Source organism: Paenibacillus hamazuiensis (genome assembly GCF_023276405.1).
Taxonomy (GTDB): Bacteria; Bacillota; Bacilli; order Paenibacillales; family NBRC-103111; genus Paenibacillus_AF; species Paenibacillus_AF hamazuiensis.
Map to the genome: position 1 here is coordinate 2,961,459 of NZ_JALRMO010000001.1, position 23,108 is coordinate 2,984,566.

Genomic DNA, 23,108 nt, shown 5'->3' on the forward strand with positions numbered 1-23,108 from the left:
GCCTAAGTTTTGCCATCTCTTCTTTACATATCATCGCGCCTTCCGGCAAAATAATCAAGCTTCAATTGTTAAACAATTGGACAATTCGCGCCAATTCCATATCGAGCATCGAACTTAACCGCAAATCGTATTCGCCAAAAGGCAAATTCATCGTCAGCTCGTTCGGCACGATGACGCAGCGCATGCCTGCCGCTTTGGCTGCTTTGGCGCCGATCGGCGAATCTTCAATCGAACGTCTCCGTATCCCGGATCAATCCGTCAAAATCGAAAATAACCGCCCAGTTTGTAAATGTTGGATAATTGGGCTTACTCCCGGCAATTGCGAAAATACCGGCCTCACGTTGTGGCGGCCGGTATTTTCCGCTCCTTGATCCCGACCTTTAATATGCGGCGGCAGTCTCCCTCAAGACTCTATCCGGCGGCTTCGCTTCCTTCGCAACCGCCGCAGCACGGCCGCCATCCGTTTGATTTTGCGGTATGCCGTTAGATCCGGCAGCTTCTTAAACAGTTCATGGGACGGAAAATCGAAATTGATTTCGATCACCCAGATGCGGCCAGCCCTGTCGACGGCAAAGTCTATACCGATTTGCGAGGAACGCTTGTATTTATCGAACCTGCGGCAAATGCGCTCGCTCAGTTCGATCAGTTCTTCCTCGAGCATGCCGATTTGCTTCGAACCGAACAGCTTGGTTTTTTTCAGCGCCTCGGGAACCTCAAGCACATATCCGCGGCCGCGCCGCACATTGGTGACGATGCTGCGCTGGCCGGCAACTTTGGCGAGCATGGCCGCATACTCCCATTTTCCCCGGCCGTTTCGCATCATCATCACGCGGATATCAAACGGGCGGCCGTCGATTTCGGCGAGCTCGATCGTTTTTTGAATAATGTGGGAAGACGATTTCGGCGTAATGTTCAGCATTCGATAAAGCTCACGTACAGTTGGCACCGCAGGCGAAGGCTTTCCCCTCACCTTGACGAAAGTATAGCCCTCGGAAATTCTCCATGCTTTCACGATACCTTTTCCCATATGCTCCATGTTCGGCTTAATATAGACGGAACCGTACAACCGCATGAATTTCCTCAGCGTATTCAGCCGGAAAATCTCGGTCGGCGGCAAATGACCTTTAATGCGGTTGTCCTTGGCATAAAAGCGGTGCAGCCCCCATTTGCCCGGCATTGTCCATTACCCTTCTCTCAATGCATCGTCCTGCTCCCTCACGATCAGATCGTGAGTTTCGATGCGGGTCATTTCGTTGTTTTCATCGACAAACACCACCTTGGGCCGCAGCGTCTTCAGCTCCTCTTCGTCAAACAAGCCGAGGCTCAGTATGATCACGATATCGCCGGGCTGAAACAGATGGGCCGGCGGTCCGTTCAAGCAAATCTTCCCGGAACCTGCAGGCGCTTCGATCGCATACGTTTTCCAGCGGGTAGCGTTTCTCAGGCTGGTGATTTGCACCATTTCGTAAGGCCGAATATTCGCTTCCTTCATCAAACGGGCATCTATCGTAATGCTTCCTACGTAATCGAGACGGGCTTCCGTGACGGTGGCCCGATGTATTTTGCCTTTGCACATCAATCTTTGCAATCAAGGTCAACTCCCGGAATCAGACGTTACCCTATAGTATGAAAGAGCCCGCCTTTGTTTCGGGACTCCTGCCTATCCTGCCGCTATTTAGGTAACTGCCGTGTCCATATCCGCCGCGCGGATTATTGTAATAATGGCACTTCATGCATTCCGCTTCCATCCAGGCTGCATACTTCAAAAAGAAAATGTGGTGATGCTGATGACCAAGTTGGATCTGGTGTGCTTGCAATGCCACCGCCGCGAGCCGTTCGGGCTCAAGGCGAAATGCAGTTGCGGCGGCACCATGCTGGTCGAATACGATTTGGAGCGCATCGCTTCCGCTTTGACGAAGACGGAGCTGTGCGCGCGTATTTCATCCATGTGGAGGTATAAGGAATGGCTTCCCGTGTCGGACGAGAAATCTATCGTCACGCTGGGGGAAGGCTGGACACCGCTGATTCGCATGCCGGTGCTTGAAAAACGGCACGATGTCGCTGCGCTGCTCGTGAAACGCGAGGAGCAGAATCCGACGGGCAGCTTTAAATCCCGGGGGTTCTCGGCGGCCGTCTCCCTGTTAAAAGAATGGGGCATTCGCAAAGCGGCCGTGCCTTCCAACGGCAACGCGGCATCCGCGCTGGCCGCTTACGCCGCCAGGGCCGGCATCGAGGCGACGGTGATCGTACCCCGAGATTGCCCGGGGATCATCGTAGAGGAATGTCTACGCTATGGAGCACGAACATATTATGTGGACGGGTTGATCCACGATGCAGGCCGGATTATCGACGAAGGAAAAGACGAGCAAACGTGGTTTAATATCGGCACCATGCGGGAGCCGGGGCGAGTCGAAGGCAAAAAAACGATGGGGCTTGAAATCGCCGAACAACTTGGCTGGCGGCTCCCGGACGTGATCATCTATCCGACCGGCGGCGGATCAGGAATCGTCGGGTTGTGGAAAGCGTTCCGCGAGCTGAAACAAATGAATTGGGTGAGCGGCGATCTGCCTCGTCTCGTGAGCGTGCAGGAGGCCGGCTGCCAGCCTATCGTCGATGCGGTGCGCCAAGGAGGACGTTGGCCTTCCAAGCCTGCCCACGCGTCATCGAGCCCTACGGGCTTGCGGGTGCCGAATCCGCCGGACGGCGAGCTGATTGTATCTATATTGCTGAAAACAAACGGAACGGCCGTCGCGGTGAGCCGGGAGGAGATTCAGGATGCGGCACGGCAGATGGGCCGCCAAGGGCTAAGCTGCTCTCCCGAAGGAGCTTCCACTTGGGCGGGCTTTTTGCGGCTGCGGGCGAGCGGCTGGATCGGCAGCCGCGAAACGGTGGTGCTTTTCAACACTTCGCACGCGGATAAGTACCTCGATTGGGAACCGAGCGTAAAACCGCCGGTCATCCGGACCTACGCGGATATGAAGCGAAACTTCTGACCCGGCATGTTGAATGCGGCCAGCCGGGAATGGGCACGCAAGACCGTGCACGCACTGAAAACAGAAATAGAGCCCAACCGCCGATTGGGCTCTATTTCTAGCCGGTCCGCTTCTGCCATCCGGCAGCGCAGGTTACAGCCCGGCGGCGCCGAACACCTTGTCGAAGCCTGCCTTCGACCGCTCGAGCAGCTTCTCCGGAGATTCGGCCGGAGGCTTCGGCAGCAGCACTTCCTGCGCCACTGCGCCCGTGTAGCCGATATCGCGCAGGCCGCGCACGAAGCCGACCAGGTCGATCACGCCTTCGCCCGTATACAGCCGCTCGTTGTCGAGCACTTCGGCCACCGGCACGTCCGGCGCGTCGTTGATGTGCACATGCACGATTTGTGACGGCCGCAGCGCGCGTATGTCGTCCACGTTCAGCTCGTTCGTATACCAATGATATGCGTCAAACAGCAGGCCCACGTTCGGTTCGCCGATGGCATCGATCCAATCGAGCGTTTCCTGCAGCGTCCAAATAAACGGGTTCGCCCATCGGGTGCGCAAATGGTGCGGCCCGACGAATTCGAGGCCAAGACGCACGCCGTACGCTCCCAAAATTTGCGCGCACGTGCGCAGGCGCCGCGTCGCCAAAGCCATAAAATGCGCAGCCGGATAATCCGTCGACGGCAAAATGTACGTGGTGCACGCGGTGCAGCCGAGCTGTGCCGCCGCTTCGGCGTGCGCCGCCAGCCCGCTCAATCCGGCGCGAAACTCCTCTTCCGTCGTCCTCCACTGTACGATAAGGCCAATGGAGCCGATGCTTATCCCGTGCTTCTCCAGCAGAGCCCTGGCACCGTCCACACCATGCGCGTCGACAAGCTCCTTCGCGCTTGCATCGACCGACTGGAAGCCGTATTGCGCCGCCAGCTCGATAAAACGTTCATTGCTCCCGATGTCGCCAAGTCCGGCGCGCGTTAACCCTCTCAGCATACGTATTCCGCCTCCCTTATGAAATCGTCCATTAATCCCATTTCAGCCGCACTTCATGTCCGGTGCGGGACGATTCATAAATCGCATCCAGCACCAAATTGTTCGTATACCCGGTTAATGCCGAGCTGATCGGCTCCTTGCCTTCGCGCACGCATTCGAGGAAGTGGCGGCTCAGGCGCTGACGCTCGCCTTCGTCGTTGTCGGGCCTCCGCAGCTCCGTCTCGATCGGACGGTCGAACTTCTCGGTCAGCAGCTTGCCTTGCGGTCCTTTATAAGAAGCGCCGCCTTCGGTGCCCATCAAATGGATGAAAGGCACGTTGTCGGTATCCATGTGGACCGCCCAGCTGACTTCCAGCGTCAGCGTGCTGCCGTCTTCCATTTTGATCAGCGCGGTAGCCATGTCCTCGACGTCGTAGACCCCGTTCCAGTCCGGTTTGCCCCATGTGCCGATCCCTTTGCGGCGCGGCCCGAACTCGGCGTAAGTCGAGCCGAATACGGAAACCGGCTTCGGATTGCCCATCAGGTAGAGCGCGAGGTCGAGCATGTGCACGCCGATATCGATGAGCGGGCCGCCGCCCGATTGGTCCATCCGCGTGAACCAGGTGCCCCAGCCGGGGATCCCCTTGCGGCGGAACCAGCCGGTTTTGGCGGTGTAAATGCGGCCAAGCTCGCCGCGGTCCGCCTGCTCCTTGATTTGCATCGCCACGGATTCCCAGCGCATCTGATGCGACACCATCAGCACTTTGTCCGACGCCTGGCTCGCTTTATAGATTTGCCGGGCCGCCTCGGCGTTAAGGCCCATCGGCTTCTCCAGCAGCACGTGTTTGCCGGCTTCGAGGGCCTGAACGGCCAACGGAGCGTGAAACTGATTCGGCACGCCGATGATGACGGCATCAACGTCGCCGCTCTGGATGAGCTCCTCCGGGCTGGAAGCGACTTTGGCAATGTCATATTCCTTCGCGCGCTGCTCCGCCAAAGGCATATAGGCGTCGGTCACCGCCGTAATGACGCATTCATTCCCCAGCTTGGAAAATTCGCGCATGTGAACGTTTCCAATGTTGCCGGCTCCGATTACGCCGATTCTGATTTTACCGCTGTTTCCCATCGAAAATTCCTCCTCGGAAGCGTGTTCAACAAATTTTTCCTCACGAATATATGGTAAAATAAAGCGGAGAAAAAAGCGTTGCGCATTTTTCGGACAATATCCCATTTTTTCGGAATCCATTTTCGGAAAGGAACCGCCCGAGGCATGACTTACTTTCCAAAATATTTAAAAACGTACCCGAATATGCACTCCTCTTTTCCGTTTCACCTGAGCATGAACCGGCTGTCGAACGGCTATCCGGCCCATCGCCACGATTTTCTCGAGTTTTCCTACGTGGTCGAGGGAAGCGGCTCGGAAACGATCAACGGCATCAATCATCGCATGGAGCCCGGTACCTTTACGTTCGTGCTGCCGTATCAGGTGCACGAGCTGTTTACGGACCCTGGCAGCACGCTGGTGCTGTACAACTGCATGTTCAGCATGGACCTGCTCATGGAAAAAAGCACGGACGGCGATTTCTCCGCGCTGCTGGACGATGAGGAGCTGCTTCCTTCTTACGCGCAGCTTACCGGCTCGGATATGGAATGCATGGACCGCCTTCTCGATCAAATGTACCGCGAATATGGAGGCAGCGGGCGCTGGAGAGAAACGGTGATCCTGCTCAAGCTGAAGGAGGCGCTCGTCTATTTCGACCGTTTCCGCAGGGGACACGCATCCGACCCGGCCACTCCGTCCCGCCCCGCCGTCAAGCAAGGGTATCCGGTATGGCCGATCATCCATTACATTCACCGCAACTACCAGGAGGACCTGTCGCTTTCCGATCTGGCCAAAAAGTTTCCGCTCAGCGTCTCGCGCATCAGCGAGGTGATCAAGCAGACGACGGGGCAGACGTTCGTCCACTTTCTGCACGATCTGCGTATCCGCCACGCCTGCGGCCTGCTGGTTTCCACCGAAATGAGCGTGGCGGAAATCGCGCTGGAGGTCGGTTACGGCTCGTACAAGACGTTTTCCCGCATCTTTCGGGAGAGCAAAGGCGTAGTCCCGACCGAATACCGCAAGCTGAAAGCCTGATCTGACGCCCCTTTAAGCGTTTGACCGACCGCCTCCGCAGCGCCGAAACGCTTACCCTGGCCAAACGCAATCTTCCGGAGCCTTGTCCGGAACGAACCGTACAAACGACGTTTCCTTCAGCTGATGCGTATCCGTGCGGTCCGCATATTGGATGCGGCACACGAGGCGAGGCTCCAGCCGCTGAACGCCCCTTTCCCGGGCCGCATGCAAAGGCTGCGCCAACTCCAGAAAAAGCCGCCGCATTTCCTCGGAAATGCCGCTGCTGACCGATGCGACCGGTTTGTTTTTGACTGTTCGGAAATGAAGGCCGAGCACCAGTTCGAACGGCTCCATACGGTATCCGAGCACTACGGTATCAATGGTCCGGACATGCTTGAATTTAAGCCAGTCCGCAGTGCGCGAGCCCGGGACGTACAGCGAATGCTTCCGCTTCGCCACGATTCCTTCCAGTCCGAGCGCATCCGTCTGCTCGAACAAAACGCGTCCGTCCCCCTCCCGGTACATCGTAGGGGTCAAAAGAGCGGAAGGCCGGATTATGCCCTGCAGACGGCGCTTCCGTTCCATCAGCGGTTCGTTCAAGAGAGAATCGCCGCCGCTGAACAACACGTCGAACGCAACAAATGTCGCAGGATGCGTTCGCAGCGCCTGTTCGATTTTGAGCGAATGGCTGAGCCTGAGCCGATAGGCAAAATCGTCAAACGCCGGCCTGCCGTCACGCAGGCAGATGCCTTCGCAATCCAAAATCGCCGAATGCGCATCGATCGCGTCGGCCGCCTGCGCAAGCTCAGGGAATTTAAAGGTGACATTTGCCCCGTTTCGGGCATATGCCTCCACGCGGTCGCCGTTTTTGTGCAGCTGTATCCTCGCTCCATCCCATTTCGGCTCAAATATGTAATTATCGTCGTCAAACGGCGCCGTTCCCGGCGCGGCCAGCATGGGCGGTATGAACGTCGGCACATTCTCTCTCCTTTCCTAAATCCGCACCCTTTTTACCCATTGTAACCCCCATCTTGCGAAAAAACACGTAACCGGCGGCATAACAACGCGAACAAATCCCCAAAGTGCAGTGAACCTCCGCAGCCTATACCGTTAGAGCAGAAGGATCTGCCGGCACCGGACGCTCCACCTAACCACGGATGAACTTCCTGGATTCGCCGATCAAAGCGTTTGGAAATACATTTTGGGGGCCCCCGTTTATCCTCAAATATCAGCCGCACCTAGTTTCCTAATAAGGCAAAAAAGCCGTCCCCGTCGGGACGGCTTTCCGCGATTCGCCGATTTATTTTCCGAAGCCAAGCGCCTGCAAATTGCGCAAGCTGATCTCCAGGCTGTCGAACGGATTGCGCTCATAGCACTGATCCTGCTCCACCGCGCCCCACTCGACGCCGGTATCCACGCATGCCTGCAAAATGCGCGGGAAGTTCATGTTGCCTTCGCCCACTTCGGCAAACAACCGCTCGCCGCGGTTATTCGTTACCTTCATGTCCTTCAGGTGCACGACCATCATGCGGCCTTTGACCTTTTCGATCCACGCCGCCGGATCGGCGCCGCCGGCCTGCACCCAATGCACGTCGAGCTCAAAATGGACCGCTTCCGGATCGGCCTGCTCGAACAAAATGTCCATGCCGGTTTTGCCGTCGAATTTGACAAACTCGAAATCGTGGTTGTGATAAATAAACTGCAGCCCGGCTTCACGCAGCTTTTTGCCGATATCCGTGGCGATTTTGGCAAACTTTTCGTACCCTTCGCGGGAATCCCGAAACTCTTGCGGCAACCCGCCGAGCCCGACATATTTGCAGTTCCACAGCTGGTGTTTCTCGATTACTTCGTCCAGCTTCTCCGTCAAATCTCCGTACGAAATGTGCGTCGCGCAGATCGCCAGCTGCTCCTGGTCCGCCAGTTCCTTCAGCCGGCGGCTGTCGATCGGACCTACCCCGGACACCTGAACCGCATTGTAACCGATTTGCTTCACTTTTTTCAGCGTCGCCGCGATGTCTTCCGGAGTTTTCAAAAAATCTCTTAACGTGTATAGCTGTGCCGCAATTTTCAAAATGATCACCCAATCTGCGTTTAATAAGATTCATCCCCATCATACCATCATCGCAGGGACAAAATCATCGCATCCCGTTTGCGAAAATAAACGCAAATTTAACTGTGGTTGGTGTCGTCATGAAGCCCATCCAGCACGGACTTCTCCGTTTTTTTCGGCCAGCGGATTCCCCGCTCCCAGGCAAGCACAAACTCCTCGTAGCGCCTCGCTTCCGGAACTTTATCCAACGTTCCGAATGCGCGTTCGATCGCCAGCAGCTGGGAGCGATGCGCCTTGAGCGCCTCCGCTTTCATCGCCCACATGTCCGCCGTGTCCAGCCTGACGGACGGAAGATGCCCGCTTAACTCAAGCGCGGGAGAAGAGCAGTAGTACAGCTTTTGCACCGACGGGCCTCCTCCGCCGAGCACCGCCTTCGTCGTCACCTGCGAGATCGCGATATGGTCGCGATGCCCGTTTCCCCCGTCCGGCGGAAACGTCACGACCACCTGCGGTTCGTGCCGCTGCAAAAAAGCCGTCACCTGCCGCAAAAACTCGTCCGGATCGGCTTCCTGCAGCTGCCCGTCCGGAAAATCGAGAAACTGAACCGCCTCTTGCGGAATCCCCAGGATGCGTGCCGCCTCTTCCATTTCCCGAACACGGATTGCTCCAAGCTGCTCTCTGGTCAAATTCAAATCTTTGACGTAGCCGTTTTTGTACCCTGCGTCCCCCTTTGTGGCAAGCAGCAGCGATACGGGCACCTGCGCGTCCGCCAGCTTGCGGATGAGGCACGAACAAAGAAACGTCTCGTCGTCCGGATGGGCAAATAAAAACGCGACTTTCGCCGTCATGCGCTTCTCCCCCGTCTAGTCGGCTCGGCGAACCGATGCGTACTCGGCAAGCTCGGTCCGGCCAATCCGGTGCAGCCGGTTCAGCAGCTCCACCTGAAAGGCGCCGGGGCTATCCGGGCCGGAAAGCCGTACGGCGGCTTCGGCCGCTGCGCTGTAATAGGCGAGCGCCGCTGCGGTAGCCGCCACCGGGTCCGGCTCCACTGCGGCAAACGCACCGATGATCGATGTGAGCAGGCAGCCCGTTCCCGTTACTCGGGTCAGGAGCGGCGTTCCGCCGCTGACTATGTACGCGAGCTCGCCATCGCTCACGACGTCTTCCTTGCCGGTAACCGCCACCGTGCAGCCTAACGTTTTCGCCGCTTCGCGGGCCAACGCGACGACATCGGCTCCCGACTGCTCAGCCGCATCGACGCCTTTGATCGACCAAGCTTTGCCGATGACATTGGCCACTTCCGCCGCGTTGCCTCTTAAGATGGACACCCGCAGCTCCTTCATGATGCGCCTGGCGGTTTCCGTACGGTAGGGCGTCGCCCCGGCTCCAACCGGGTCGAAAATAACCGGCACGCCATGCAAATTCGCCGACTCGCCGGCAATCCTCATCGACCGAACGACCGATTCGTCGAGCGTCCCCATATTCAGCACGAGGGCGCCGGCGATTTTCGCCATATCGGCCACTTCTTCATGGGCGTAGGCCATCACGGGCGATGCCCCCAAAGCGAGCAGCCCGTTGGCGGTAAAGTTCGTCACCACCACATTCGTAATGTTATGCACTAGCGGGCTTTGGGCCCGCACTTTCTCCAAAATGTCGGCGATTCGCCCGGAGTTTACGGTCATGCGGTTTTCCTCCTTTTTTTTCGCGAAGCAGACAAAAAAACACCTCCGCGTCAGGCAAAGGTGCTCTGCATCTTCGCTCTCCCTACGCCGGCATTATCCTGGCAGGTTCAAACGGTAAACGGCGGACCGGCCGTACTCTCAGCCCGCTCCTGCGGGCTCCCATGGCGTATGAAATTACTTTTTATGATACCGTACTGTTTAATCACGGTCAATCATCTTGACGAGGAGCGGCCTCCTCGTAAAAAACAATTCGGTTCCCGAACGGATCGTGCACGCTAAACTCCTTGGTGTCCCACGGAGTCCGCTCCAGTCCGGGACGGGCGTATTTATAGTTTTTACCGAGCAGTCCCGCATGGTACTCAGCGATGCCGCTTACGGGGATGCGAACCGCCGCCCCCGGGCAAGCGTCCCCATGATGCTCCGACAAATGGAGCACGCAGGAGCCGAGGGAAATTTGCATATACAGCGGCAAATTCTCCTCGAACCGATGCTCCCAGTCGCACCGGAACTCCAAAAAGTCCAAGTAAAACCGCTTCGCCTTCTCTTCATCAAAAATGCGGATGATCGGCGTTGCCGACCCCATCGCCACTTCGCGATGTTCCATCATCTGCACCTCCCGGTTAATTGGGCTGCAGGTCCGTCAGCGTACCCACAGCCATTGTATCACAATTGAACCGCGGTGCGGTATTCGGACGGAGTCTTGCCTTTCAGCTTCTTGAACACCTGGGTAAAATATTTCGGGTCCCTGTAACCGACAAGGGGCGCCACCTGATACACCTTCACTTCCGTATTCCGCAAAATGGAGCATGCCCGATCGATGCGCAATTGGGTTAAATATTCAAGAAACGTCACGCCGCTCTCTTTCTTGAACAGCACGCAAAAATGGCTGCAGCTGAGGCCCGCGAACTCCGCAACCTCATCGATGCCGAGATCGTAATGGTACCTCTCCGCCATATAGTCCATCGCTTTGCGGATCGAACGCTTCTCTTCCTCCCGGGAAACGTCGTCGGCAAATTCGTCGATATACCGCTCCAGCGTCGCCGCAAGCAGCCGTTCGGCTTCGTCGAGCGTGCCGCATTGCGGGAACTGGGCGATCAGCTCCTGCAGCTGCGGCAGCGGTTTGCCGCACAGATCGGCAAGCCGGCGGGACAGGCCGACCGACAGCTCGATCATCAGCGCGGCCGCCTCCTCCTGGTGCAGGTCGCCCTCCCGCATATCGCCGGTGAGCCGCCCGATATGCGCAGCCAGCCGCGGCTTGTCGAAGCCGGCCATCGCCTCGGCAAGCCGCAGCTCCCAGCCGGGCAGCGCCGCTGCGGCGGTCCGGCTGCGCGGTGACGTGCCGCCGCCTGCCTCCTGTCCGACTGCCGACGGCTGCGCATCGGCGTACACCCGCTCGCGTCCGCCGGCGAATCGCGCCAGCAGCGCATGCGACGCGCTGCGGTAGCATGCGTAAAGCTCGCTTACGCCGGAATGCTTCCGGCTGATGCCGACCGAACACGACAGCTTCGTGCACGATTTGACCAGCCGGATGATCTCTTCGGCGATCCGCCCGATTTCCGCGTCCGCCTGATCCCCGCGGGACGAATCGGCATGCTGCAGCAGCATGACCCATTCTCCGCTGCGGAACGGAAATACGGTGAACGCGCCGCATTTCTCCCCGTATTCGGTCAGCACGTTGCCGACCGCGAAAAACCACAGCTTCCGGTCCTCGCGGCTCCAGCGGGCGACCTCCAGCATGTCGTCGAGCGCGATGACCAGCATCGCGTACGGATGCTCGAGATCCCAGCCTCGCAGCCAATACGAAGGATCGAACGGCTTGTCGCCGCCCTCCAGCATGCTGCCGATCAGTCGTTCCCTGACGAGGCTGGACAGCGCCTGAGCCGACCGCGTCAAGTAATCGCGCTCCGAATGAATCTCGGCCTCCTGATCGAGGCGGGTTTTCGCTTCGCGCATCACCGACTCCAATTCCTCGTGGTCGATCGGCTTGAGCAAATAGTCGAAAGCGCCGTGCCGCAGCGCCTCCCGGGCATACTCGAACTCCCCGTACCCGCTCAGCAGCACGAAAAGAGGGGTTCCCTCGCGCTGCCCCGCCTCCTTCATCATGGAGATCCCGTCCAGCATCGGCATCCGGATATCGCTGATCACAATATCCGGCTTCGCGCTTCGGATCACGGCAAGCCCTTCTTCGCCGTTGGCCGCTTCGCCGACGATCGCAATGCCCAGCTCTTCCCACGGCAGCGCGACCTTTAGACTTCGCAAAATGATCGGTTCGTCGTCCACAAGGACAACCCGGTACATCCTGGACAAGTGAAACCTCCTCCCTTTTAAAGATTTCGTCTCAATCGTTCTTGGCGTGTTCCTTATTTCCCGGTCAGCTCATAATACTGGCGAAGCTCCTTTTCCATCGACTCCAGCGCTTCCCGGGCGGTGACGCCTCCGGAAATGAGCCGTTCGGCCGCCTGGAAAAAAGGCTCCTGCAGCGCCGGAGGAAGCGTGTTATCATACGGCACGAATGTCGCCTTGGACGCCTCCAGCAAATCGACGATTTGCTTGTACACCGGCCCGGTCCGGGCATAATCGACATCGATTTTCATCGACGGAAGGCGCGACGACTCATAGACGATGCGCCGCTGCACGTCCGGGGAGTAAATCGCCTTCAGCAGCTCCAGCGCCGCCTTTTTCCGTTCCCCTTCCAGATTGGCGGAAAGACCGATGCCGAACGTGTAGCCGCTGGCAAGCCCCTGCGAAGAATCTTTGGCCGGCTGCGCCAGCTCCGGAAAGTTGAACACCCCCACATTCTCCGCAAAGCCGTTTCTGGCACCGTCGCCCTGAAACAAATTCAGTTCCCAGCTCCCGTTCAAAAACATCCCGGCCTTCCCGTCCATGAACAAATTTTCCGCATACGCGATGCTGCGGCTTTCCGACTGGTCGGGAAACGGATTCAGCCGGGCAAATTCGGCAAAACGTTCGGTCGCCCGCTCGTATTCGCCGCTTAAGAAGCTGCCGCTTCCTTTCACGATACGGTCGATCGCTCCCGAGCCGGCATACCGCTGCAAAAAGTAATGGTAGTGCATGGCGCCCGGCCAACGTTCCTCGTTTCCCATCGCGAAAGGCACGATGCCCGCCGCCTTCAGCTTCCCGATCGTATCGACAAGCTGCATCCAATCGGTCGGCACGGTCAGCCCGAGGTTCGCGAATATTCGCTTGTTGTAATACACCGGCTCGGCGAAGCCTTCGATCGGCAGTCCGTAAACGCCTTGGCCGAATGTCCACAGACTGAGGTCGTGAAAGCTGTTTTCCATCCCGTTTTCCTGCAAAAATCCGGACAAATCGAGCAGCCGCCCTGCGCGTACGTACGGCTCGATCTCGGCGCCTCCGAACAAGGCGAACAAATCCGGCGGGTTGCCCGTCACCATCTCGCTCTTCAGTCTCATCTCACGATGGATCGTCTGGTGCAGCCCTTCGAAATCGACCCGCACGTTCGGATGCTCCGCCTCGAACTGCTTGATCACATCCCAGACGATGCGCTGCATTTTCAAATTATGCTCCTGTATCCATACATGGCGAAAGCTGAGCTTGATCTTCTCCTGCGGCGGATCCGCCGCTTTCGGCGAACAGCCGGAAGACGCTCCCAACATAGCCGCTGCCGCAAAGGTCAGCAGGCTCTTATGCAGCCGCCCGCTCATATCGCCGCCCCCTTTATGACTGCGTCCATGCGAGGAATTCGAATGCGCACGATCGTTCCCTCACCCGCCGCCGAACAAACCATGATGCCGTATTTGCCGCCGAAGCGGATGCGCAGCCGGTCATGCACGTTTCTCATCCCTACACCCCGATGCTTCGATTTGCTCATGCCGTCGGTTTTCTCCACAAACAGCCGCTCGAGGCGATCGGGATCGATGCCTTGGCCGTTGTCCGCCACTTCCACGACGAGGTCGTCCCCCGCCTCGATCACCCGGATGCGGATTATGCCTTGACCTTCCATCTGCTCGATCCCGTGATACAGCGCGTTTTCAACGATCGGCTGCACGATCAGCTTGAGCGTCAAATGCCGCTTCCACCGCTCGGGCACATCGATCTCGTACAGCAGCTTGTCGCCGAACCGGCATGTCTGAATGAACAGGTAGTGCCGGACATGCTCGAGTTCGGTCGCGATCGGCACAAGCTCCTGCGTCTCGCTGATGCTGATGCGCAGCAGCTTGCCGAGGGAGATGACAAGCCGGCTGATCTCCTTGTTGCCCTGCAGCACAGCCATCGAATTGATCGTCTCCAGCGAGTTGTAAATGAAATGGGGATTGATTTGCGCGACGAGCGCCTGCATCTGCGCTTCGTTTTTGCGCTGCTGCTCTTCCTCCACGCGCCGGATCAGCTCCTGAATTTGCCCGCTCATCCGGTTGAAACCTCGGACGAGCAGCCCGGATTCGTCCCGGTACATCTCGCGGTGCGCCGCTATTTCCGTAAATTGGCCGGACTCCGCCAGCTTCAGCGCCCTCACGACGGAAACGATCGAGCGCACCAGCTTGCGTGTGAACAGCATGTCGAACAGCAGCACGCTGAGCAGCGTGAAGGCAAGCAGCCCGAGCGCCAAATTGCGGATGCCGGCTGTATCGGCATACATTTTGCTCAAAGGGGTCAAAGCGACCAGGTACCAGCCCTCGATTTGCGACGGGTAATAGGTGATGAACGTTTTCTCCCCTTCATATTGATCCGTGTAAGCATGCCGCTCGCCGTTTTTATTCAGGAAAGGGAAGATCATGCGCTCGCCGAGGTGTTTGCCGGATTTGCTGAAAATGACCGTCCCGTCCCGGTTGACGATCATCATTTCCCCTTCCTTCAAGGTGCTCGCTTCCCATAAAATATGCTCGATGGCGTCCGTTTTCACAGTCAGCACAAGCGTCCCGATATCCTCCAGCGAATTGTAGTCCTTGACCGTTCGCACGTGGGTTAGCTGCTGGCCCGGCATCGCCGCATTTTCGAACGGACCGAGCCATAGCGGCCGGCCTTTCAAAGCGATCATTCGCGGAAACCACGGCTCCTGCTTGAGCCTGCTCAGCGATACGGAGGGCACGGGGCCGGTGGAATGCACCAGGTCGTTTTGATCGTACAGCGAAAGCGATATGATTTTCGGATGGGAGAGCAGCAAATTGTTCAGCTCCGTCGCGAGCTGCCGGCCTGCCGGTCCTTCCCCGAACCGGAAATCCGCGGCATGCTTCAATTTCAAAAACTGCTGCACGACCGGCTGAGTAATGCTCAGATCGGATACGCCGTTCATTTCGCCCAAGGCGTATTGCATTTTGCGGTCCGTTTCCAGCAAGCTGCTTGCATAGAAATGTTCGGTCTGCTCGCCGATCGCCCCCGTAAACAGCCGGAACGTCACGACGCCCATCAGCAGAACGGGGACAAACACGAGCAGGATCACACCAAGCATAATTTTATGGCGCAGCGACATGGTTGGCCTCCGGCGGAAAAGTAACGCTAAAAAGACGGGGGATGCCTGCGGCTCCCCCTTTCTCCTTTGCTCCCTTTCCAAAACATTATTCTACTTTTAAAATTCTCACCCCGGACAATTTTTTCCTGCTTACCCATGGGTCAGGCGTCAACTTTTGACGGCTCCCGACGTAAGTCCGGAGATGAACCAGCGGCTAAACAGTGCAAAGACAACGAGCAGCGGCAGCGTAGCGAAAAAAGTCGCGGCCATGATCATGCCGTAATCGATCGAATCGTTGCGGGAAAACAGCTGCTGCAGCGCGATTTGAATCGTGAAGTTTTCGTTGTTTTTCAGCACGACGAGCGGCCAAAAAAAGTCGTTCCACGTGTTCAAAAACGTGAAGATGCCGAGCGTGGCGAGGGCCGGCACAATAATCGGCAGCACGATCCGCACGAACGTGTAGAAATAACCGCAGCCGTCGATCCGGCTCGCCTCGATCAGCTCCTGATGGATGCTCGCCCCGATATACTGCCGCATCCAGAAAATGCCGAACGCCGACACCATCCCCGGCACGATGATCGCCTTATACGAGTCGATCCACGACAGCTTGCTCATCAAAATGTAGTTGGGCAGCACGCTGAGCTGCTGCGGAACGAGCAGCGTACCGAGCACAAGCAGGAAAAGCCATTTTTTTCCCGGAAAATCGAATTTGGCGAACGCGTAGCCGGCCAGCGAACAAAAAAACAGCACCGACGCCGTCGTCGAAGCGGAAACGACCGCCGAGTTCCACAGCGCCCGGAAAAAGATGATCCGCTCCAGCGCATGCGACATATTCGCGATCAGCTCAGGGCCCGGCAGAATCGCCGGCGGCATTTCGTAAACGGCATCCCTCGTCCGCGTCGCGATGACCAGCATCCAATAAAACGGATATGCCGACAAAGCGGCTCCCGCAATCAGCACGACATAAATCAGCGTGCGGGCAAGGAAGCCGTGTTTTTCCCCTACAGGCATTACGCTTCTCCTCCCATCCGGCGCGACACCCACGTATTCAGCAGCGAGAACATGATCGTAAAGACGAACAAGATGACCGCCGTAGCGGCCGCCGTGCCGAAGAACGAGTTTTTGAACGCCTCCGAATACAAATAGATGACCATTGTGACGCCTTCCTCACGGGTCGAGCCTGTGCCGCCCTGGCTCAGGAACACGTACGGCTCGGTGAACAGCTGCATGCTGCCGATCGTCGAGATGAGCGTCGTAAACAAAATAAACGGCTTCAGCAAAGGCACCGTAATGTGCAGGAACAGCTGGCGGCGGTTCGCCCCGTCGATGCGCGCCGCTTCGTACAAGTCCCCCGGAATGCTTTGCAGTCCGGCCAAAAAGATGATCGCGTTGTACCCGGTCCAGCGCCAAATGACCATGATCGCTACGGCGATTTTGACCGGCCAGTATTGAACCGTCCACGCGTAGGGACCGAGTCCGACGAGCGAAACGACGTAGTTGGCAATGCCTTTATTCGCAAATATTCCGCTGAAAATAATCGTCACGGCGACAATCGAGGTGATGTTCGGCAAAAAGTACACCGCCCTCAGAAACTTCGTCCCGCGGATAAATGCGGAATTTAACGCCACTGCGAGAATAAGCGCCAGAATCAGCTGCGGGATCGTGCCCATGCCGCCCATCAAAAACGTGTTGAAAAACGACGTCCAGAAGGTCGGATCGGTCAGCACGAGCTCGAAGTTTTTCAGGCCGACGAACTTCATGTCGCCGAGCCCGTTCCATTTGTACATCGACAAATAAAACGTAAAAAAGATCGGATACACCCCGAACACCGCAAACAGGATGAAAAACGGGGATATGAACAAATAAGCGGCAATCCGGCTTCTTCGCCGCTCGGTGAGCCAGGGACGTGCCGGAACTGCTGCGGGTGATGCGGAAACGCCTGCATTCATCATTTTCTACCTCCAAACAAGGTCCCCCGAAAGTGACTGACCCTTGATTTTCTATGTCATGAAAAAGGCTCCGAAAACGGCGGCAGGCTCACAGCCTTTGCCCGTGAACCTGCGCCTCTTCGGAATCGCCCGTCAGCTGCGTTTATTCAGCTCTTTGATTTTCTTGATCGCGTTGTCCCATTCGGCCTGCGGATCGGCTCCTTTTAGCTGGACGTTGCGCAGGCTTTCCTTGACAATCGCGTCCGTCGCATCGTGCAGCTTGCCGTAGCGGATCGGCTTCACGCTTTTCGTCGCTTTGGCGAATTCGACGGAGATCGCCTGGTCGGCGAAGAACTGATCCTTCAGCTCCTTGAACTTCGGATCGTCGTACACGGCCGGAATCGACGGCATCAGCCCGTTGGAGACGTACGATTTCAGCTGGCTTTCCTTGCCGACGAGCCAAGAGATGAACTCATACGCTTCCTTGGCGTTTTTCGACTCCTTCGGAATCGTCAGGAACGAACCGCCCCAGTTCCCCGCGCCTTCCGGCATTTGCGTGATCATCCATTTTCCGGAGGTGTCCTTCGCGTTGCCCTTGATGACGCCGTTCATCCAGGCCGGAGCCAGCATGACCGCGAAGCCGCCGTCGTTCGTATCTTTCGCCCACTCCGGCGTCCACAGCTGGTTTTTGCCGACCCAGCCTTCCTTGATGCCTTTTACGGTGAAATCGTACGCCTTTTTCACCTGCGCATTTTTATCGCCGATGAATTCGTCCTTGTCGTTGTAATAAATTTCGTTGCCCTGATCGCGGACGCCGTTAAACACCAAATCCGGCATATCGACGAAAGGTTTTCCCGTCTTCTCCTTGTACTTGTTCGCCGTTTCCGCAAACTTGGCCCAGGTGGCGATTTCTTTGCCGAAATCGTCCGGCTTGCTCGGCAGACCCGCTTTTTCGATCAGATCGGTGCGGTAGTAGACGACGGTAGGCCCCACATCGGTCGGCAGCCCGAGCTGGAACTTCCCGTCCGGGGACGAAGCCTGCTTCCATTTCCAATCCAGGTAGTTGCCCTTGATTTTATCGGCCCCAAGTTCGTTCAGATTGTTGAACTTGTCCTTCGCTTCGAGAAACTTTTCCAGGAAGGCGATCTCGAGCATGAAAATATCCGGAGCGCCCTTTCCTGCGGTCAAAGCGGTCATCATGTTGTTATGATGGGCGGTTTGGTCCGCCGTATTTTGGATTTTGATCGTCACGTTCGGCTTCACGGTTTTGTACTCTTCAGCCAGCTTTTCGTAACCGTTTGTGCCGAGCGACCAGAAAACCAGCTCCACCGGCTTATCCGTTGGCTTATCCGCCGGTTTATCCGTAGTCGTTCCCGGCTTTGCGTCTCCCCCGTTTTTCGCAGGAGCGGAAGCCGGCGCTCCTCCGCCGCTGCACGCGGTGACCGATGCGGCAAGCAGCAGTGCCGCCCCTGCGGCTCCCCATTTTTTGAACAGACTCATCTTTCGTTCCCCTTTCGGCTCATCGATTTCTTTGCAATTTCCTTGCATTTCCATCGTACAAAAAGGGAGCGCCTCTGCCGAGGAGGCAATCTTTCGATCTAAGGTTGAAATTTTGACGGTCCCGGCCGCCGAACGGAACAAATCCCCCGAAAGTGAAGTGAACCTTTGCGGCCTATTCCTGCTACTTTTGGGGGAGCCTCCAAAAAAAGAGCCTGCCTCATCTTCGAGGCAAGCTCCACAACGTATGCTAGTATGTTATTCGTTATTCTCGTTATCTTCCGGATCGTCCGCCTCGCTCCGGGCGGGTTCTTCCTGAGTCGGGGCCGCTTGGGCCAGCGAATCGAATGCGATGCTTTTCACCGCGGGGGGCTCCGGACGGGTTTGCCCATATAAACGAACGTGAATCTGTTCGATTTCCTCGCCCGTCAGTTCTTCCCTCAGCAGCAGCTCTTCCGCAATCGCATGGACAAAATCGGCGTGCTCTTTGACCAGCTTCTTCACCTGGGCCATTTGATCCTTCAGCAGCTCGTTGATCTTCGGCCGCAGCGCCTTGAGCGCATCGGCACGCGAGCCGAGGGCCAGCCAGCTGAACAGCTCGTCGCCCATACCGACCATGCCTAGATAAGTACCCGCAAGTTGGGTAGCCTGCTGCAGGTCGGAGGTGACGCCGTTCAGCTTTTTGCCGAGGAATTCCTCCTCAACCGCCCTGGCTGCCAAACAAACCTGAATTTCCGCCAAAATCTCGCTGTCGGTCCAGTTGTAGCGCTCCTGCGTCGGCTTCGTCACCGCAAGCCCTAATGCGTCTCCCCGTCGGATGATCGTCACCTTCCACACGCGCGCATGCGGCTTCAGGAAATATTGGGCTACCGCGTGACCTGCTTCGTGATAAGCGACATTGCGCTTCTCATCGTCGCTCATCGAGCGGTGCGGCTGCTTCAGCCCCCACTCGTACGTTTCCATCGCCGCCCGGAAGTCTTCGTATCCGGCCTCCAATGCGCCGCGCTGGTGGGCGATGACAACCGATTCGTTGACGATATGTTTGATTTGCGCCGGGCTGTAGCCGATCGTATCGAGCGATGCCCGCTCCGGCGTAAGCGTTGCATCCCGCTTAATTTTCTGCAAGTAATATTGGAAGATGTCCACGCGCCCATCGTAGTCGGGTACATCCACCCAAAGCTGCCGATCAAACCGGCCCGGCCGAAGCAGCGCCGGATCGAGAACACTGGGCAGGTTCGTCGCCGCCACCGTAAGCACCGCTGGACGCTCCGCCTTCTTGCGGCGCAGACCGAGCGAACGGAGCAGCTTGGCGATCCGCGAGTTGTCGAGGTTCGGCGGATCCATCTGCAGCAGCAGCTCATTGAGCAGGCCTGCGCCGCCCATGCCGAGCATCCCGCCCATGCCGCCGGACTGCCGCTGCATGCCGATCGCGTCGATCTCGTCGATGAAAATAATGCAAGCCCCGTATACTTTGGCGAGTTTGCGGGCTTTTTTGTATAAACTCATCACCTTCAGGTTGCCGACGCCGAAAAACATGTTCTGGAAGCTGGGCGCGGAGGCGTAAGCGAAAGGCACCTTCGCTTCGTTAGCGATCACCTGGGCCAGATAGGATTTGCCGGTTCCCGGCGGACCGCAGAGCAGGAAGCCGCGAATCGCTTCGCCGCCCATCTCCTTGAACTCCTTGACGCCGCTCAGCAGCGTCACAATCCGTTTGGCGTTTTCCACAATCTCGGGATTCCCCCGGTAATCGTCCCATGTCGCTCCGGTTTCGCCGGGCAATATCCAGTACGTGCGGCCCCGCGCCAAAAACCAGAACAGAGCGACGAACTGGATGATCATGAACAGCACGGCAAACAGCAGCTGAAACAGCAGGCCGGCGATCTCGAGAGCCACATACCACGTTCTCGGTCCACCCTGCCATATCAGCACGCCTACACAGGCGAGGGCGGCGACCCAGAGGAGGAATCTTCGCCACTTGATCCAACGGTATCTCCTCATTGGCCACACTTCCTTTACAAACAGTTTGGAATATTCTATTATGCAAAAACGAACCCGTCAATAAATTTTTATCGGCAAATTAGCAAAACTATTACAATTGTCTGTCCGCTACCTGTGCGCCTCGCCCCCCTCCGCAGCCAGCTTGCGTTCCAGCCATGGCAGGAGCGGCCTTAGCGTCTGCTCGAGGTTAGAGTTGCCCTCCTCATTGATGTAAGGCCGGTATCCGCGAAAATAGTCGGGATGGCCGCCGACCAGCGGAAAACCCGCGATCGCGTCCGGAGCGTGCGCATCCCGCTTCCACAGCGGAATTCCGCCTCTTCGGACCCAGCCTCCCCATCCGCCGAGGCGGACGATCGGATCTTTGCGTCCGCCGCCGTCCATCATGCCGTACAAGTACAGCACCCGGTCCTTCATATCGTCGCGGATCGGACATTTCGGGCAGCCGATCTGGACGACGAGCGGCGGTGCATGTCCCGCCCGAATGAGCAGCGCGGCCAGCTGAATGGCGGTAACCCCGCCCCCGCTGTGTCCGACCAGCAGCACGGTGCAGCCGTCCGCCGCCGCTTGCAGGACCGGCTCCCAAGCAGCCCGCGTGCCGAGTGAACTCCAGAACCGCTCATGGATGTCCGCCCAGTCCCAGACGATTTCCAGCACTTGGGCAGCGATCCGCCGCGTCCAATCTCCGTACGGATACAGCGAGGCCACCTTTACGGGGTAACCCCGGCTTCGCAGCCACAGTGACAGTTCCTCGCGGATCGGGTCCATAAACCCACGCTCCGTGCCGATGCCGGCGAGGGTAAACAAAGCGACGGCCGCTTTCGTTTGTGGCAAAATCCATTTCCCCTCCAACGGTTGCAACTTCCTAAGACTGGGATCGAAATCGGGCTTGTATCTTACGGCATCCGCTTACTGCCGGCGTTCAAATGCCAGTCGCACGGCAAGACCGGTCAGCACGCCGCCCATGATCCAGCGCTGCACCCGCAGCCACGCCGGACGTTTGCCGAACCACAGGGCGACCCGGCTTGCCCCGAGCACGATCAACAGGTTGACCGTGAAGCTGACGGAAATTTGCACGAGGCCGAGCGCTGCGCTTTGCAGCAGCAAAGATCCCCGGGCAGGATCCTCGAATTGAGGCAGCAGCGACATGTACAGGATCGCGATTTTCGGATTCAGCAGATTGGTCATGAAGCCCATCAAAAACAGCTTCTTCGGCGGGTCCACGGTGAGGGCGCGGGGCTCAAACACTGAAGCGGCACCCGGCTTTACGGCATTCCAGGCCAAATAAAGCAAATAGGCGGCGCCTGCCAGCTTGACGGCTTCGAACACGTACGGCACCGCCGTAAACAGAACGGTCAGCCCGAACATCGTCGCGACGATGTAGACGATGAAGCCGAGCATGACGCCGAGCAAAGAAATGACTCCCGCCAGGCGCCCCTGCGCGATCGAGCGGGAAATCAGGTAAATCATGTTGGGGCCCGGAGTGCAAACCATGCCCAGCGATACGACGGCAAACGCCAGCAGCGTACCTTGACTAACCATTACCGGATCCCCCTCACAAGAACGATACCGCGCATCTTATATCCGGCATGTTCTCTCCAAGTTTTTACCCAGTCTAAATGCCCCGCCGTTTTTTGTCAATTCCGAAAAAGTAGTGGTATGATGGCCTTTAGGAGGCGATCGTCATGAACAGCAGCAACGTCCGGACGGTGACACTGGGTATGGGGTGCTTTTGGAGCCCCGACGCTTTATTCGGCCATTTGCCCGGCGTCGTCAGAACGCGCGTCGGCTATGCCGGGGGAACGTCGGCGAATCCGACGTACCGGCAGCTCGGAGATCATTCCGAGACGGTCGAAATCGATTTTGACCCGCAAACGGTAACGCTGGGACATCTACTAAATGTGTTTTGGTCCCATCATAACCCGGCCAATATTAACGATTATAAAGGGCGGCAGTATAGATCTTTGGTTTTGTACCGCGACAAGCGGCAATTTGATGTCATCGTTCAGACGATGAAGAAGCTTGAAGAGCAGGGTGCGGGTAAACCCGACACCGAGGTATCGCCCTTCTCTGAATTTTATTTAGCCGAGGACAGACATCAGAAATATTATTTGAAGCGGTATCCCGACGCTATCGCCAAACTCGGCGCCATCTATCCGTCCCATGAAGATTTGGTCAACTCCACCTTGGCCGCCCGGTTGAACGGCTTGGCGAAAGGGTACGCCAATATGGAACAAATCGTCCGGGAAATCCGTTCCTGGCCGCTCGAAGCGGACGAGCGCGACGGCATGATCCGTCTGATCCGGCAAATCAAATGGTAATGAGAGCAGCTCGTCAGACGAGCAATGCACATTCGGCTCGCCTGCCCGGCTTTTTCCCATTGAAGCCGCTGTAATCGCATTCAATTATGCCGGTGTAATAAGGATATTCGGGGCAGGCGGCAAAAGCAAGCCCCCGGTCCTTTGGCCGGA

At 57.4% G+C, this 23,108-nt stretch carries 22 protein-coding genes and 1 riboswitch; of the genes, 3 read left to right on the top strand and 19 right to left on the bottom strand.

Annotated features, from left to right (window positions below; genetic code table 11):
* Positions 1-61: 61 nt before the first annotated feature.
* The 3 genes from MYS68_RS38530 to panD all read right to left on the bottom strand — a co-directional run bounded on the left by MYS68_RS38530 (position 62) and on the right by panD (position 1,588).
* On the bottom strand, positions 62-184 hold the full coding sequence (locus tag MYS68_RS38530; RefSeq protein ID WP_275983468.1) for a hypothetical protein: 123 nt from the start codon (positions 182-184) through the stop codon (positions 62-64).
* Positions 185-403: 219 nt separating this feature from the next.
* Positions 404-1,177, bottom strand: coding sequence for a YheC/YheD family protein (locus tag MYS68_RS12980; RefSeq protein WP_248926246.1), 774 nt, complete (start codon positions 1,175-1,177; stop codon positions 404-406).
* Between the two features lie 6 nt (positions 1,178-1,183).
* On the bottom strand, positions 1,184-1,588 hold the full coding sequence (gene panD, locus MYS68_RS12985) for an aspartate 1-decarboxylase (protein ID WP_248926247.1): 405 nt from the start codon (positions 1,586-1,588) through the stop codon (positions 1,184-1,186).
* A gap of 199 nt (positions 1,589-1,787) precedes the next feature.
* On the opposite strand from panD, the gene MYS68_RS12990 reads away from it, so the two are divergent.
* Positions 1,788-2,993, top strand: coding sequence for a threonine synthase (locus tag MYS68_RS12990; protein WP_248926248.1), 1,206 nt, complete (start codon positions 1,788-1,790; stop codon positions 2,991-2,993).
* 132 nt (positions 2,994-3,125) lie between these two features.
* On the opposite strand, the gene MYS68_RS12995 is transcribed toward MYS68_RS12990, so the two are convergent.
* Together MYS68_RS12995 and MYS68_RS13000 are read right to left on the bottom strand one after the other, a co-directional pair.
* On the bottom strand, positions 3,126-3,962 hold the full coding sequence (locus tag MYS68_RS12995) for a sugar phosphate isomerase/epimerase family protein (protein ID WP_248926249.1): 837 nt from the start codon (positions 3,960-3,962) through the stop codon (positions 3,126-3,128).
* 31 nt (positions 3,963-3,993) lie between these two features.
* Entirely contained in the window at positions 3,994-5,067 is a 1,074-nt protein-coding gene (locus MYS68_RS13000; protein WP_248926250.1) for a Gfo/Idh/MocA family protein, read from the bottom strand.
* A 144-nt stretch (positions 5,068-5,211) separates the two neighbouring features.
* On the opposite strand from MYS68_RS13000, the gene MYS68_RS13005 reads away from it, so the two are divergent.
* A complete protein-coding gene (locus MYS68_RS13005) occupies positions 5,212-6,078 on the top strand; it encodes an AraC family transcriptional regulator (RefSeq protein ID WP_248926251.1) in 867 nt (288 codons plus the stop codon).
* A gap of 51 nt (positions 6,079-6,129) precedes the next feature.
* On the opposite strand, the gene MYS68_RS13010 is transcribed toward MYS68_RS13005, so the two are convergent.
* The 14 genes from MYS68_RS13010 to MYS68_RS13075 form a co-directional block, all read right to left on the bottom strand.
* Positions 6,130-7,035 carry an ATP-dependent DNA ligase gene (locus MYS68_RS13010; protein WP_248926252.1) on the bottom strand — a complete coding sequence of 302 codons (906 nt, stop codon included), beginning with the start codon at positions 7,033-7,035 and terminating at the stop codon, positions 6,130-6,132.
* Between the two features lie 322 nt (positions 7,036-7,357).
* The gene (locus MYS68_RS13015) at positions 7,358-8,128 is read right to left on the bottom strand and encodes a sugar phosphate isomerase/epimerase family protein (RefSeq protein WP_275983469.1); all 771 of its coding nucleotides are present in this window, start codon (positions 8,126-8,128) and stop codon (positions 7,358-7,360) included.
* Positions 8,129-8,226: 98 nt separating this feature from the next.
* On the bottom strand, positions 8,227-8,955 hold the full coding sequence (locus MYS68_RS13020; protein ID WP_248926254.1) for a PIG-L deacetylase family protein: 729 nt from the start codon (positions 8,953-8,955) through the stop codon (positions 8,227-8,229).
* Between the two features lie 15 nt (positions 8,956-8,970).
* On the bottom strand, positions 8,971-9,789 hold the full coding sequence (gene thiM, locus MYS68_RS13025; protein ID WP_248926255.1) for a hydroxyethylthiazole kinase: 819 nt from the start codon (positions 9,787-9,789) through the stop codon (positions 8,971-8,973).
* A gap of 61 nt (positions 9,790-9,850) precedes the next feature.
* A riboswitch (TPP riboswitch) is annotated at positions 9,851-9,962 on the bottom strand.
* A 35-nt stretch (positions 9,963-9,997) separates the two neighbouring features.
* Positions 9,998-10,393, bottom strand: a complete 396-nt coding sequence (locus tag MYS68_RS13030; protein WP_248930899.1) for a glyoxalase superfamily protein — start codon at positions 10,391-10,393, stop codon at positions 9,998-10,000.
* Positions 10,394-10,452: 59 nt separating this feature from the next.
* Positions 10,453-12,087, bottom strand: coding sequence for a response regulator (locus tag MYS68_RS13035; RefSeq protein WP_248930900.1), 1,635 nt, complete (start codon positions 12,085-12,087; stop codon positions 10,453-10,455).
* A 62-nt stretch (positions 12,088-12,149) separates the two neighbouring features.
* Positions 12,150-13,475: an ABC transporter substrate-binding protein gene (locus MYS68_RS13040; RefSeq protein WP_248926256.1), complete on the bottom strand. Its 1,326-nt coding sequence runs from the start codon at positions 13,473-13,475 to the stop codon at positions 12,150-12,152.
* Entirely contained in the window at positions 13,472-15,238 is a 1,767-nt protein-coding gene (locus tag MYS68_RS13045; protein WP_248926257.1) for a cache domain-containing sensor histidine kinase, read from the bottom strand. Before MYS68_RS13045 ends, MYS68_RS13040 begins: the two co-directional genes overlap by 4 nt.
* Before the next feature lie 147 nt (positions 15,239-15,385).
* The gene (locus tag MYS68_RS13050) at positions 15,386-16,228 is read right to left on the bottom strand and encodes a carbohydrate ABC transporter permease (protein WP_248926258.1); all 843 of its coding nucleotides are present in this window, start codon (positions 16,226-16,228) and stop codon (positions 15,386-15,388) included.
* Complete coding sequence (locus MYS68_RS13055) at positions 16,228-17,169, bottom strand: carbohydrate ABC transporter permease (protein ID WP_248926259.1); 942 nt, start codon at positions 17,167-17,169, stop codon at positions 16,228-16,230. Before MYS68_RS13055 ends, MYS68_RS13050 begins: the two co-directional genes overlap by 1 nt.
* 129 nt (positions 17,170-17,298) lie before the next feature.
* Positions 17,299-18,645: an ABC transporter substrate-binding protein gene (locus MYS68_RS13060; RefSeq protein WP_248926260.1), complete on the bottom strand. Its 1,347-nt coding sequence runs from the start codon at positions 18,643-18,645 to the stop codon at positions 17,299-17,301.
* A gap of 255 nt (positions 18,646-18,900) precedes the next feature.
* Positions 18,901-20,640, bottom strand: a complete 1,740-nt coding sequence (locus MYS68_RS13065) for an AAA family ATPase (protein WP_248926261.1) — start codon at positions 20,638-20,640, stop codon at positions 18,901-18,903.
* Between the two features lie 108 nt (positions 20,641-20,748).
* Positions 20,749-21,471 carry an alpha/beta hydrolase family protein gene (locus MYS68_RS13070; RefSeq protein WP_248926262.1) on the bottom strand — a complete coding sequence of 241 codons (723 nt, stop codon included), beginning with the start codon at positions 21,469-21,471 and terminating at the stop codon, positions 20,749-20,751.
* A 75-nt stretch (positions 21,472-21,546) separates the two neighbouring features.
* Positions 21,547-22,179, bottom strand: coding sequence for a LysE family translocator (locus MYS68_RS13075; protein ID WP_248926263.1), 633 nt, complete (start codon positions 22,177-22,179; stop codon positions 21,547-21,549).
* Between the two features lie 143 nt (positions 22,180-22,322).
* Between MYS68_RS13075 and msrA the strand changes: the two genes are divergently transcribed.
* Positions 22,323-22,958, top strand: coding sequence for a peptide-methionine (S)-S-oxide reductase MsrA (msrA, locus tag MYS68_RS13080; protein ID WP_248926264.1), 636 nt, complete (start codon positions 22,323-22,325; stop codon positions 22,956-22,958).
* The last annotated feature ends 150 nt before the right edge of the window (positions 22,959-23,108 follow it).

What these genes read in the sequence shown, in the direction of transcription:
- MYS68_RS38530 (WP_275983468.1), bottom strand. Translation starts at nt 184, where the DNA reads ATGCGCTGCGTCATCGTGCCGAACGAGCTGACGATGAATTTGCCTTTT.
- MYS68_RS12980 (WP_248926246.1), bottom strand. Translation starts at nt 1,177, where the DNA reads ATGCCGGGCAAATGGGGGCTGCACCGCTTTTATGCCAAGGACAACCGC.
- MYS68_RS12990 (WP_248926248.1), top strand. Translation starts at nt 1,788, where the DNA reads ATGACCAAGTTGGATCTGGTGTGCTTGCAATGCCACCGCCGCGAGCCG.
- MYS68_RS12995 (WP_248926249.1), bottom strand. Translation starts at nt 3,962, where the DNA reads ATGCTGAGAGGGTTAACGCGCGCCGGACTTGGCGACATCGGGAGCAAT.
- MYS68_RS13000 (WP_248926250.1), bottom strand. Translation starts at nt 5,067, where the DNA reads ATGGGAAACAGCGGTAAAATCAGAATCGGCGTAATCGGAGCCGGCAAC.
- MYS68_RS13005 (WP_248926251.1), top strand. Translation starts at nt 5,212, where the DNA reads ATGACTTACTTTCCAAAATATTTAAAAACGTACCCGAATATGCACTCC.
- MYS68_RS13020 (WP_248926254.1), bottom strand. Translation starts at nt 8,955, where the DNA reads ATGACGGCGAAAGTCGCGTTTTTATTTGCCCATCCGGACGACGAGACG.
- thiM (WP_248926255.1), bottom strand. Translation starts at nt 9,789, where the DNA reads ATGACCGTAAACTCCGGGCGAATCGCCGACATTTTGGAGAAAGTGCGG.
- MYS68_RS13030 (WP_248930899.1), bottom strand. Translation starts at nt 10,393, where the DNA reads ATGGAACATCGCGAAGTGGCGATGGGGTCGGCAACGCCGATCATCCGC.
- MYS68_RS13035 (WP_248930900.1), bottom strand. Translation starts at nt 12,087, where the DNA reads ATGTACCGGGTTGTCCTTGTGGACGACGAACCGATCATTTTGCGAAGT.
- MYS68_RS13040 (WP_248926256.1), bottom strand. Translation starts at nt 13,475, where the DNA reads ATGAGCGGGCGGCTGCATAAGAGCCTGCTGACCTTTGCGGCAGCGGCT.
- MYS68_RS13045 (WP_248926257.1), bottom strand. Translation starts at nt 15,238, where the DNA reads ATGTCGCTGCGCCATAAAATTATGCTTGGTGTGATCCTGCTCGTGTTT.
- MYS68_RS13050 (WP_248926258.1), bottom strand. Translation starts at nt 16,228, where the DNA reads ATGCCTGTAGGGGAAAAACACGGCTTCCTTGCCCGCACGCTGATTTAT.
- MYS68_RS13055 (WP_248926259.1), bottom strand. Translation starts at nt 17,169, where the DNA reads ATGATGAATGCAGGCGTTTCCGCATCACCCGCAGCAGTTCCGGCACGT.
- MYS68_RS13060 (WP_248926260.1), bottom strand. Translation starts at nt 18,645, where the DNA reads ATGAGTCTGTTCAAAAAATGGGGAGCCGCAGGGGCGGCACTGCTGCTT.
- MYS68_RS13065 (WP_248926261.1), bottom strand. Translation starts at nt 20,640, where the DNA reads ATGAGGAGATACCGTTGGATCAAGTGGCGAAGATTCCTCCTCTGGGTC.
- MYS68_RS13075 (WP_248926263.1), bottom strand. Translation starts at nt 22,179, where the DNA reads ATGGTTAGTCAAGGTACGCTGCTGGCGTTTGCCGTCGTATCGCTGGGC.
- msrA (WP_248926264.1), top strand. Translation starts at nt 22,323, where the DNA reads ATGAACAGCAGCAACGTCCGGACGGTGACACTGGGTATGGGGTGCTTT.